Genomic DNA, 12,550 nt, shown 5'->3' with positions numbered 1-12,550 from the left:
TTTCGTGCAAAGCCCTCACGATGATAGTTCACCTATCCTGACACATAGGCGCAACCACCCTGATGCCTTCCACGATACCCAGCCATTCACATAGTAGATGCATCTTATCCGCCAGCAACTATGCCTCGAAACGTGGAAGATCTTGAAGAGCGATGACCTCGAAAGCGCCGGGTTGCTCGCCTTGCGTCGATTGGGTAGCTTCAATAGCGGCGACAAAGGCATTCGCTGCGGAGAGCGCCGTGATGCAGGTTACGCCCCGGCGGACAGCCTCGGTGCGCAATCGGTACCCGTCTCCGCGCGCCTCCTGACCAAAGGGCGTGTTGATCATGAACGCGATCTCGCCAGATGCAACCATATCGACGATGTTGGGGTGCTCGCCGCTGAACTTGCGCACGATCTCGCACGGGACGTTTCCGCCCGCGAGCACGCGTGCGGTGCCTTCCGTCGAGCAGATCTCGAATCCCAGGTATCGCAAGATGCGAGCGAGCGGGAGAATGGTGCGCTTGTCGCGGTCGTTCACCGATATGAAGACCTTGCCACTCGCCGGAGTGGGCAGCTCGTAGCTGATGGCGAGCTGGGTCTTGGCATACGCTTCCGGGTAGCTCTTCGCGATGCCCATGACCTCGCCGGTGGATTTCATCTCGGGGCCCAGCGCCACGTCAGCACCGGGGAACCGTCCCCAAGGCATCACCGCTTCCTTCATGCAGAAGCGCCCGAGCTGACGATCGTCTGCTGGCAGGCCAAGGTCCGCGATACTCTCACCCGCCATGATGCGTGCGGCGCATTTCGCAAGGGGGACGCCCGTCGCTTTTGAGATAAAGGGCACCGTCCTGCTTGCGCGGGGATTCGCCTCGATGACGTAAACCGTATCTCCCTGAATGGCGTACTGCACATTCACAAGGCCCTGGACGTGCACCGCAAGTGCGATGCGCGCCGTTGTCTCGCGGAGCTTTGCACACAGCTCGTCCGAGAAGGAAAACGGCGGAATGCACGTTGCGGAGTCTCCTGAATGGATGCCCGCCTCCTCTATGTGCTCAAGGATGCCCCCGATGTAGACCTCATTGCCATCGCACAGCGCATCGACATCGCATTCCGTGGCACCTTCGAGGAAACGATCGAGATAAACGGGATAGTCGGGGGATACGCGCACCGCCTCCTCCATATAGGAACGCAGGTGCTCCGCATCGTAGGCGATCATCATGCCACGGCCGCCGAGAACATAGCTCGGACGCACGAGCAGCGGAAATCCGATGCGCTCAGCGACGCGCTCGGCCTCTTCGAAGCTCCGTGCCTCGCCCGACGGCGGGTACAGGATTCCCAGATCGTCGAGGAGGGCGCTGAAGCGCTCGCGGTCCTCGGCTAGATCGATGGCGGCGGGCTGCGTTCCCAGGATGCGCACGCCAGCCTGCTCGAGCGGGCGGGCGAGCTTAAGCGGCGTTTGACCGCCCAGCGTGACGATAACGCCATCGGGCCGCTCCACGTCTATGATGTCCATGACGTCCTCGTAGGTGAGCGGCTCGAAGTACAGCCGATCGCTCGTATCGTAATCAGTTGAGACCGTCTCGGGGTTGCAGTTGACCATTATGGTCTCGAAGCCCCGATCCTCGAGCGCATAGCTCGCATGCACGCAGCAATAATCGAACTCGATTCCCTGTCCGATGCGGTTCGGGCCGGCCCCTAAGATCATGATCTTCGGTTTGGTCGTCGGCGCGCACTCGTTCTGGTTCGCGGGCGCGGTGGAACCGACCTGCATCACCGGAGCCTCGTAGGTCTTGTAATGGTACTCGGTGCTGCACGCGAATTCGCCAGCGCAGGTATCCACCGTCTTCATGCAGGGCAGGACGCCCAGGCCGTGGCGATACGCGCGGACGAAGCGCTCATCGGTAGCCGTGATCTCGGCGATCTCGGCGTCGCTTGTTCCGTACTGCTTGAGCAAAAGCATCGACTCGGCATCGATGTCCTCGATGCGCAGACCCTCGATGCACGCACGAACGGCAACCATGTCGCGCAGGCGTTCGATGAACCAGGGGTCTATACCGCTCAAACCATGCACGCGCGCCGTATCCCATCCGCGCCGCACGGCCTCGACCACCGAGAAGATGCGCTCACCCGTAGGAGTTGCGATCTGCTTTGCAAGGGCATCGTCATCCTCAGCCCTAAGACCTTCCCCGTCCTTCCCAACGGGCATGATACCCAGATGCCCGTCTTCGAGCGACCTCACGGCTTTGCCCAGGGCCTCCTCGAAGGTGCGGCCGATGGCCATGACCTCACCCACTGCCTTCATGCGCGTCGAAAGGGTGTCATCGGCCCCCTTAAACTTCTCGAACGCGAAGCGCGGCATCTTGACCACGCAGTAGTCGATCGCCGGCTCGAAGCATGCCGGGGTGGCACCGGTGATATCGTTCACGATCTCGTCGAGCGTATATCCCACGGCGAGGCGCGCCGCCGCCTTCGCGATGGGAAAACCCGTTGCCTTCGATGCGAGAGCGGACGATCGCGAGACACGAGGGTTCATCTCGATGACGATGAGACGCCCGTTTTGGGGATTTACCGCGAACTGAACGTTTGAGCCGCCCGTCTCGACCCCGATCTTCTCGAGGATTGCCAACGAAGCGACGCGCATGCGCTGGTACTCGAGATCAGAAAGCGTCTGCGCAGGCGCTACGGTGATGGAATCGCCCGTGTGCACGCCCATGGGATCGAGGTTTTCGATGGAGCAAACGATGATGCCGTTGCCGGCACGGTCGCGCATGACCTCCATCTCGTATTCCTTCCATCCCTCGATGCTCTCCTCGACCAGCACCTCGTGGGCGGGACTGAGCTCGAGGCCCTGGCGCACGACTTCGATCAGCTCTTGCTCGCTGCGCGCGATGCCTCCGCCCGCGCCGCCGAGGGTGAAGCTTGGACGCAAAACGCACGGGTACCCCACCCGCCCAGCAATGGCAATCGCATCCTCGATGGAATAGGCATATCCGCTGCGAGCGACCTCGAGCCCGATCTCCGCCATCGCCTCATTGAAGAGCTTGCGATCCTCGCCACGCTCGATGGCAGCAAGGTCGCAGCCGATCATCTCGACACCATACCGGTCGAGCACCCCCGACTTGGCGAGCTCGACCGCAGCATTGAGGCCGGTCTGCCCTCCTAGCGTCGGCAGCAGCGCATCGGGATGCTCGGCCTCGATAACCCGTTCGATGAACTCCGGTGTAACCGGCTCAACGTAGGTTCTATCGGCGAGTTCGGGATCGGTCATGATCGTCGCGGGGTTCGAGTTCACCAAGATGACCTCGTAGCCGTCCTCTTTGAGAACCTTGCAAGCCTGCGTGCCCGAGTAATCGAACTCGCACGCTTGGCCGATGACGATCGGACCCGACCCGATGACAAGAATCCGCTTGATATCTTCCCGTTTGGGCATGATTGCTCTCCTTGGTAACGTTGTCTGGCGGAAAACCTGTTGAAGAAGCCTACGCTTCGACTGGGATCGTTCGGCAGTTCCAATCCGCAAGGCGGCTGGAGGCTATGTCGATATCCAGATAGTCGGCATGGCCGTCCATGAGGCGCGCGAACGCCTGGAAGAGGTATCCGGCATCCGTGGGACCGGGAGCCGCCTCAGGGTGATACTGAACGGAAAACGCTGGGATGTCGATGAATTGCATGCCCTCGGCGGTACCATCGTTGAGATTCACGTGGGTGAGCCGAATCTTTCCATAGCGCTGATTTTCGACCACCGGGGCCACACCGCGCTCAACCCACCAGCGCAAATCGGCAGATGGATGACGATCGATCCCACCCGACAGCTCGGGCACAAGTGGACCGAGACTGGAAAAGTCTAGGTTGAAGCCGTGGTTTTGGGCCGTTATCTCCACCCGGCGGGTAAGGAGGTTCATCACCGGATGGTTACCTCCATGATGACCGAACGGAAGCTTCACCATATGCGCACCCGCCGCGAGGGAGATCATCTGATGCCCAAGGCAGATACCAAAGACCGGCACCTTGCCTAATAGCTCACGAACAGCATGATATGTCTCCCCTACGGCATCGGGGTCGCCCGGACCATTTGAGAGAAACACGCCATCGGGATGACGGGAGAGCACCTTGGAAGCCGGAGTATCCCAGGCTACAACCTCGACAGAACATCCGACGCGAGCCAATCCCTCCAGAATGCCCCGCTTGATTCCGCAGTCATAGGCAACCACACGATAGGTAGGAGCGTCTTTGCGCGTCGTGCGGGCGAAGTCATGATCATCGGGTAGGTTTTCAGGCTCATAGGTATAGGTTTCTTCGCAACTTACCGTTGCAACGAGATTGCTTCCCACCAAATCCGGGGAGCATTCGAGGCGTTCCTGCAATTCGGAGACGTCGAAGACCTCGGTCGTGATGATGCCCTTCTGCGCGCCACCATCCCTCAGAACGCGAACAAGGGAACGCGTATCGATGCCCTCGATCGCAATGACCCCGTTTCGCTTTAGATAGGAAGAGAGGTCCTCGGCAGACCTCCAGTTGGAAGGCGTGGTGCACAGGTCGCGAACGACCATGCCCCTGAGCGCTGGCTGTGCCGTATCCACGTTCTGGGATGCAGGCCCTTGGGCATCGGCGGACACGAGACCGTAATTTCCTATCTGCGGATAGGTCATCGTTACGATCTGCCCGGCATACGAGGGGTCGGTCAGAACTTCGAAGTATCCTTCAAGGGCGGTGTTGAAACAAACCTCTCCGACCGCGGTTCCCAACGCACCCACTGCCCGGCCCTTGAACAGATGACCGTCGGCGAGCATCAAAATCGCAGGGATATACGTTCTCTTGCTGGTACTCTCGACCATACGGCGAGCGAGCGGAGCAACGGGCTCCGAGGCGTCAGCCATCCCACATGGTTGCAAAGATGCCATGACTTCTCCTTTCCGGACTCTCGGGACCGGGTTTAAAGGCTTATAGGCTTACGGCATTATAGACGTTATCGTAACTAACACGGCGAGATTATTCTGTTTATTACATATATCGTTTTTCAATATTCATATCGGGAATAGTAATCGCTTTATCCGATTGGATAATCCCATTCCTCCTTCCCCGCATTCTGTCGCCCTCTGTGACGGAGGGATGTTGCATCGGGTTTCCCGACGATGCGGGCATTGAGTCGTACTATGCTTGATCGATGTACGCTGGTCCATAAGTCCGCGGATGAAAGAAGGAATCCATGTCCAACCAAATCAGCACCGCCATGCCGCCCCTCTATACCCGCAAGGGGGCTTACATCCCCCGCGTCGCCGCTGTTCACGACATGTGCGGCTACGGAAAATGCTCGCTCGGCATCGCCATCCCCGTCCTGTCGGCTGCAGGCGTTGACGTCTGTCCCGTACCCACGGCCCTGTTCTCGGCTCATACCAAATTCCCCGTGTTCTACATGCATGACACCACCGAGATGCTGGAGCAGTACCTCGATGCCTGGCAGAAGGAAGGCATCGACCTCGATGGCATCTATTCCGGGTTCCTGGGGTCTGCAGAGCAGGTCGCGATCATTCAACGCCTCTATCGCGAATACCCCGATGCGCTGCGAATCGTCGACCCGGTCATGGGGGATGGCGGCTCAAAGTACCCAACCTATACCGATGAGATGTGCGAGGCCATGAAGGGGCTCGTGGATGGTGCCGACATCCTCACTCCCAACCTCACCGAGGCTTCCATCCTGACCGGAATACCCTACGAGGGACAGGATGTCGATGTGGCGTTCATTCAGAAGAACGTCGATGCATTGTTCTCCATGGGCGCCAAGTCAGTGGTCATCAAGGGCATCGTCCATCAAGGCGAGCAGATCATCAGGAACTACCTCGCTACCGCGGACCTCAACGAAGGCGCGGTTACGGAGATATCGGCTGAGCTGCTCCCCTATATGCTGCACGGCACCGGCGATCTCTTCGCAAGCGGGCTCACCGCCGCGATCTACACCGGGCGCAACCTAAACGATGCCGTCTCCTTTGCCGGTAAGCTTGTGCGCGATGCCATGACCATCACCTGCGAGCAACCTGATTATGAGGTCCGTGGCGTGAGCTTCGAACCCGTCCTCGGCGACGTCACGGCCCTGTTATCCTAATCGACACCCTGATCGAATGATTCCTGCTCCTCGGGAGCGCTTCCTTCGAGTACATCAGCGAGCGACCTATCGGGTTCCCCACCCCGGTAGGTCTCGCTCCCCATCAAGTCGCGTTCCATTTGAAGCTCGCGCTCCTGCGCGTCGATATCGGTCTGGTCTGCACCGGGAGTCTCGATGATCGACGAAACGGAGTTCACCTGTTCCTGGATGCGCTGCGCAACCTGCTCATCCATGCCGACGATGCGCAGCTCCCAGCCGATGTTGCTCGATTCCCCTGAGCGGCTCTTCGTCCAGATGAAGGAGAACATGTCGCGCGTGGCAACGGTCTCATTGCCCATGGAAAACCACGTGTCCCCCACGATGTCGCCATTCTCATCGACTCGAGCGGCAACGTTATAGACCACACGGTTGATATTGTCGTTCAGCAGCGCATTCGTTGCGAGAGCAGATGATTCGAGCTGGCTGTTCGAAAACAGCTCGAGCTCGTTCGACGAAGAGGTCGATACCACATCGACCTCGACCACGCCCGTGCGCTCATCCGCCTCGACGATCGTGTATTCCTCGGGGAACTGCGTGAAGCCGTTTCCCCACTCGACACCGCCCTCGAGGGCGCGGCGCACCGTATCGACATTCACGGATTCGGAGAGGTTGGCGGTGTTCAAGCGGCGCATGATGCCGTAGCCGATCTGCATGCCCACCACCAAAACGATGACGCCCACGATGAGCACGATACCAAAGCGCGAGATGGTGCTACCCACCTTGGAGCCGGATGGATCGTCATCAGATAGCGGGTCGATGGTCCTACCCACACGCGAACGGCGGTCTTCCTCATCCAGGCGCTCAAGCGCTTCCCTATCGCCCGCATGGCGCGCGGCGCGCCAAGCACCGATGCGCTTCTCGCGGTCGCGGACGCGCACCGGGTCCACGAGGCCGGAAGCATCGATCTCCGAGAACAGCTCGGCCACTTCATCCGATGTGAGCTTGTCGTGTTTGCGCATAGCGTTCCTTATCGAGGATGCTAGGCGAGGGAGCAATCCCGGGCAGGCGCCACGATGGCTTCCCGGGTACCCTCGAACTGCATTCGATAGTACCGAGCATACGTACCATTCTGGGCGAGAAGCTGCTCATGTGTACCGCGTTCCACAACTCTGCCACGCTCCACGGTTGCGATCTCGTCGGCATTTTTGATGGTGGAAAGACGATGGGCGATGATGATGGTCGTGCGATCGCGCGCCAGGCGCTCGAGCGATTCCTGAACCGCCTCCTCGCTCTCGTTATCGAGGGCTGAAGTCGCCTCGTCCAAGATGAGGATGGCAGGGTTCTTGAGGAATACGCGAGCTATGGCGATGCGCTGCTTCTGCCCGCCCGAAAGGCGGCTGCCACGCTCCCCCACCACCGTGTCGTACCCATCGGGAAGGCTCTCGATGAATGCGTCGATGTTGGCTTCACGGGCTGCAAGGGCGATCTCTTCCATGGTTGCCCCCGGGCGACCATAGGCGATGTTCTCACGAATGGTTCCATCGAAGAGGTAGACATCCTGCTGAACCAAGCCAATAGCTTGACGCAAGCTCTCCTGCGTCACCGAACGAACATCCTGCCCGTCGATGGTGATCGACCCTTCCTGCACGTCATAGAAGCGCGGGAGCAGCGAGCAGGTGGTGGTCTTGCCACCACCCGAGGGGCCCACGAGCGCGATGGTCTCGCCGGGGTTGATCGTGAGATTCAAATGGTCGATTACCGGACGCCCAGCTCGGCCTGATCCAAGCTCCTCATCATCGTAGGAGAAGCACACATCACGGTACTCGATTGAGCCGGCGTTTACCTGAAGAGGCTTGGCGTCAGGAGCATCTTCGATATCGGGCAGGGTCAGGATGACCTCGTCCATGCGCTTGAATCCCGCTATGGCCTTCTGGATGTTCTCCGTGGAGTTCACAAGCGTCTCGATGGGCGTGGTGAACAGGCTGATATACAGGGCGAAGGTCGCCATGTCGACGGCGCTCATCCTGCCTTGGGCGACAAGCGCGCCGCCGAGCACCACGATGATGGTGAAGAGCGCGCCGGTCATGAGTGCACTCGTCGCTTGATACGCTCCCATCGCATGGTACTGGTCTTCCTTAGAAGCGAGGTAGTGGGCGTTGGAGCGCCTGAACTTTCGACGCTCGGTCTCCTCATTCGCAAAGGACTTCACCACGCGCATACCTGCCAGCGAATCCTGCAACTGCGAATTGACCTCGGAGATCTTGCGTCGGTTATCGGCGAAGACCTCGCGCATACGCATGTTCTGGCGAACCATGACCGCAACAAAGAAGAGCGTGACCGCGCACATGGCCCCGGCAAGCGCGGGCGATATCGTGAACAGGATGACGAATGCTCCTATGATTTCCACTCCGCAAATGATGATCCATTCGGGAACATGGTGCGCGGCTTCGCAGATATCGAAAAGGTCGTTGACCACGCGGCTCATCATGTCACCGGAGTTAACCCGATCGAAGTAGCTGAAGCTGAACCTTTCGTACTGGTCGAAGAGGTCCTGGCGCATAGCAGACTCCATACGCGCGCCCATGATATGACCTTGGGCGGAAACGAAATAGCGGCACGCGCAGCGCACGAGGTACATCGCAACAAGCCCCGCAGCCACCATGCCGAGGGAGGCGAGAATGCTCGCCGAGCCCTCGGTGAACAGGCCTCCCGTGAGATTGCGCAGGATCACGGGAAAAGCGAGATCGATTCCCGCGATGATAAGGGCGCAGAGGGTGTCGGCGATGAAGAGGTGCTTTTGAGGGCCGTAATAGGCGAGAAACCTGCCGAGCATGGATCCACCCCGCCGAGAAGTGATGCCACCCTCCGCCGTGCTCCCTGCTTCCTGGACGTTTCTTGCCTTCATTATCTCACCTTCCGGTCTCCATCAGAGCTTCTCAGTCTAGCACGTATGAAAAACAGGGCATCCCACGGCATAAGACTCTTATTTTGGGTACTATTACATACCGTTCTTACGAGGTAGGAGCCCGTACTCTAGAGCGGGCAGCTCCACGACCAGCTTGCACACCAAGGAGGTGCCATAATGATCCGCGTTGACATCGAGACCATCATCATGGCCTCCGGTCCCGTTCCCTCCGTCATTGTCCTTCGCGAGCGCTCCCGAGCCGATGGCAGCGAGGCGCCTCTGCGGACGCTCTCCATTCAGACCGGCTCGTTTGAGGCTGCGGCCATCAGCCGCGGTATCGACGGTTCAACCAACGCACGGCCCATCACCCACGACTTGTTCGTCGATGCACTGCAAGCACTCGGCACGCACATCGAGCGCATCGAGATCAGTCGCGTCGATGCACCCGTGTTCTACTCCAAAATCGTCCTCGTACGCCGCGATGAGGACGATGCGGTGCACGAAGTCGCACTCGATGCTCGCCCAAGCGATGCCATCGCCCTCGCCGTGCGATGCAACACCCCCATCTACGTCGAGGATGATGTGATGAATCGCGCGGGTACGGTTTCTTATCGCACGGAGCAGACCGGAAGCGATGAAGAAGTCGAACGCTTCGACCGGTTCGTGCAGACGCTCTCACCGGATGATTTCTAGCGAGCCGGTACGGCGTCGACGCCCCCTACTCGAGCGACGAGACACTCCCCTAAACGAAAATGGCCCGGATTTCCCGGGCCATTTCTTTACTGCACCATCATGCTGCGCAGCACCGGCTACTCGTCCATCAGGTCCTCAAGCGCCTCGTCGGCAGCGCCGATATCAACACGGTCGTCATCGACGGAGGGTTCGACTTCGCCGAGGTTGAGCACTCCCTGATTCTCAGGCGGCTGCTGTGCCTTAGGCTTCTTCTTTGCGCTCGTCATACGGGCGACGGCGGTCACGCGGTCGCCGTCGGCAACCGAGAGGATCTTCACGCCCTGCGTGGCGCGCCCGGTCTTGGAGATATCCGTGCTCTTGACACGGATAACCGTTGCGCCCTCGGTGATGATGAAGAGCTCATGCTGCGGGCCCACCGTCTTCATGGCGGCAAGCTGACCCTTGCGAGAGGTCATCTGGATCGTGTACACGCCCTGTCCACCACGGTTCTGGCACGGGTAGTCTTCAACCGGAGTGCGCTTGCCATAGCCAAGTTCGGTGATGACGAACAGATCGCCCTTACCGTTCGAGATTTCCATGCCAAGCACCGATGCCCCGTCCTTGACGGTGATGCCACGCACACCGGAGGTATCGCGGCCGGTGGCGCGCACCTGGTCTTCCTCGAAAACGATTGCCTTGCCGGCGGTGGTGGCCATGATCACCTTATCGCCCTCGCGAACACGTCGCACATCGAGCAGGGAATCACCAGCCTTGAGATTGATGGCGATGATACCATCCCGGCGGCTGCGGTCGTAGGCGCTCATAACCGTCTTCTTGACCATACCGCTCTTCGTGGCGAACAGCAGGTACTCATCGTCGGGGAACTCACGACAGGAGATCACGCTCGCGATCTTCTCGCCGTCCTCGAAGGGGAGCAGGTTGACGATGGCGGTGCCGCGCGCCTGGCGCGTGCCAATCGGGAGCTCGTGCACCTTCAGGCGATACACCTTACCGCGGTTGGAGAAGAAGAGCACATACTCGTGAGTGGACGCGATGAACATCTCGGAGATGACATCGTCTTCCTTAAGGTTGACGCCCGAGACGCCCTTTCCGCCGCGTCTCTGGGCGCGGTAGGCTGCCACCGGAATGCGCTTCACGTAGCCCGTATGCGTAATGGTAACGACCATATCCTCGTCAGCGATCAGATCCTCAACATCGAGATCCTTTTCCGCTTGGCTGATTTCGGTACGGCGCTTGTCACCATACTTCTTCGCGATCTCGCGCATCTCCTCCTTGATGACCCCGAGGATCTTCTCCTCATGGGCAAGCAGATCCTCGTAATAGGCGATAGCGCGGCGAAGACCTTCGAGCTCCTCCTCGATCTTGTCTCGCTCGAGGCCGGTAAGCCGGCGCAGGCGCATCTCCAGGATGGCATTGGTCTGCTCGGGTGTGAAACCGAAACGATCGATGAGGCGTTGCGATGCCTCAGAATCGGTCTGCGAGGAGCGGATGATCTGGATGACCTCGTCGATATGATCGAGAGCCATGAGGTAGCCCTCAAGAATGTGGGCGCGGGCTTGAGCCTTCTTGAGGTCGTAGCGCGTGCGGCGGGTCACCACATCGACCTGATGGTCGATGTAGCAGCGCAGCATCTCGGGAAGCGAAAGGCACTTGGGCACGCCTCCCACGAGCGCGAGGTTGTTCACGCCGAAGGTAGTTTGCAGGGAGGTGAACTTATACAGGTTGTTGAGGACGACCTGCGGGATGACGCCCTTCTTGAGCTCGATGACGAGACGGATGCCCTTGCTCGTGGACTCATCGCGCATGTCAGAGATGCCCTCGATGCGTTTCTCGTTAACGAGCTGGGCGATCTTCTCTTGCAGCGTGCCTTTGTTCACCTGATAGGGGATCTCGGTGAAGACCAGGCGGTTCCGGCCGGTCTTCGTAGACTCGACATGAGCTTTCGCGCGCACGGTGATGGAGCCGCGGCCGGTCTCATACGCCTGACGAATGCCGTCGGAACCCATGATGACCGCCCCGGTGGGGAAGTCGGGTCCGGGCATGATCTGCATGAGCTCATCGACGGTCGCATCGGGATTGTCGATGAGATGGCACGTTGCCTCGATTGCCTCGTTCAGGTTATGAGGCGGAATATTCGTCGCCATTCCGACCGCAATGCCCGATGAACCGTTTACCAGCAGATTGGGGAAGCGAGCCGGCAGCACTTGGGGCTCGGCGAGAGACTCGTCGTAGTTCGGCTGCCAGTCGACGGTATCCTTCTGCAAATCGCGGAGGAGCTCCATGGCTGGACGGGCGAGACGGCTCTCGGTATAGCGCATGGCTGCAGCCGAGTCGCCGTCGATGTTACCGAAGTTACCATGGCCATCGATAAGCGGCGTGCGCATGCTGAACCATTGTGCAAGGCGCACCATGGTGTCGTAAACCGCGCTATCGCCATGCGGATGGTACTTGCCGATAACCTCGCCGACCGTCCAAGCCGACTTCTTGTGGGGCCGGTTGGGGTAGATGCCCGACTCATTCATCGCGTAGAGGATGCGGCGGTGCACCGGCTTGAGACCGTCACGAACGTCCGGCAGGGCGCGGGCGGTAATGACCGACATCGAGTACTCGATGAAGCTCTGGCGCATCTCATGCCCGAACTCACTGATTTGGAGCTGTCCCCCACTCACATCCTCGCCGATGGACTCGCCGCGGTCTACGGTGCCGAAGCTCTCCTCGAGCTCCTCGTCACCCTCGCCTTCCTCTTCGTCGCCCTCGCCTTCGACGTAGACGTCGGCGCCCTCGTCATCGGCCTCGGCACGGGCGAGGAGACGCCTCAAATCTTCAGGCAGGCCCTCGCTTCCCGAAGGGTTGCTGTTCATCTCGTTATCGTCTGCCACGTACTACTCCTT

7 protein-coding genes are annotated in these 12,550 nt (G+C 59.7%); 2 read left to right on the top strand and 5 right to left on the bottom strand.

Annotated features, from left to right (window positions below):
* Positions 1-118 precede the first annotated feature (118 nt).
* Both carB and carA read right to left on the bottom strand, forming a co-directional pair.
* Positions 119-3,412, bottom strand: coding sequence for a carbamoyl-phosphate synthase large subunit (gene carB, locus C1717_RS10185; RefSeq protein WP_102373031.1), 3,294 nt, complete (start codon positions 3,410-3,412; stop codon positions 119-121).
* Between the two features lie 49 nt (positions 3,413-3,461).
* Positions 3,462-4,883 (bottom strand): glutamine-hydrolyzing carbamoyl-phosphate synthase small subunit, encoded by a 1,422-nt coding sequence (gene carA / locus C1717_RS10180; RefSeq protein WP_102373030.1) that lies wholly within the window; start codon positions 4,881-4,883, stop codon positions 3,462-3,464.
* A 305-nt stretch (positions 4,884-5,188) separates the two neighbouring features.
* Here carA and C1717_RS10175 point away from each other — a divergent pair, with 305 nt between their 5' ends.
* Positions 5,189-6,082 carry a pyridoxamine kinase gene (locus C1717_RS10175; protein ID WP_219722317.1) on the top strand — a complete coding sequence of 298 codons (894 nt, stop codon included), beginning with the start codon at positions 5,189-5,191 and terminating at the stop codon, positions 6,080-6,082.
* Here C1717_RS10175 and C1717_RS10170 read toward each other — a convergent pair.
* Positions 6,079-7,080 (bottom strand): hypothetical protein, encoded by a 1,002-nt coding sequence (locus tag C1717_RS10170; protein WP_102373029.1) that lies wholly within the window; start codon positions 7,078-7,080, stop codon positions 6,079-6,081. The two genes, C1717_RS10175 and C1717_RS10170, sit on opposite strands and share 4 nt — an antisense overlap.
* A 20-nt stretch (positions 7,081-7,100) precedes the next feature.
* Positions 7,101-8,894, bottom strand: a complete 1,794-nt coding sequence (locus C1717_RS10165) for an ABC transporter ATP-binding protein (RefSeq protein ID WP_180965928.1) — start codon at positions 8,892-8,894, stop codon at positions 7,101-7,103.
* Positions 8,895-9,143: 249 nt separating this feature from the next.
* Here C1717_RS10165 and C1717_RS10160 point away from each other — a divergent pair, with 249 nt between their 5' ends.
* Positions 9,144-9,659: a bifunctional nuclease family protein gene (locus C1717_RS10160; protein ID WP_102373027.1), complete on the top strand. Its 516-nt coding sequence runs from the start codon at positions 9,144-9,146 to the stop codon at positions 9,657-9,659.
* Positions 9,660-9,775: 116 nt separating this feature from the next.
* On the opposite strand, the gene gyrA is transcribed toward C1717_RS10160, so the two are convergent.
* Positions 9,776-12,520, bottom strand: a complete 2,745-nt coding sequence (gene gyrA / locus C1717_RS10155) for a DNA gyrase subunit A (RefSeq protein ID WP_102373137.1) — start codon at positions 12,518-12,520, stop codon at positions 9,776-9,778.
* Positions 12,521-12,550 lie beyond the last annotated feature (30 nt).

This window comes from Enorma phocaeensis, assembly GCF_900186505.1.
GTDB lineage: Bacteria > Actinomycetota > Coriobacteriia > Coriobacteriales > Coriobacteriaceae > Enorma > Enorma phocaeensis.
Note: the sequence above shows the minus strand (reverse complement) of the source record. Positions and strands in the feature narration are given on the sequence as shown.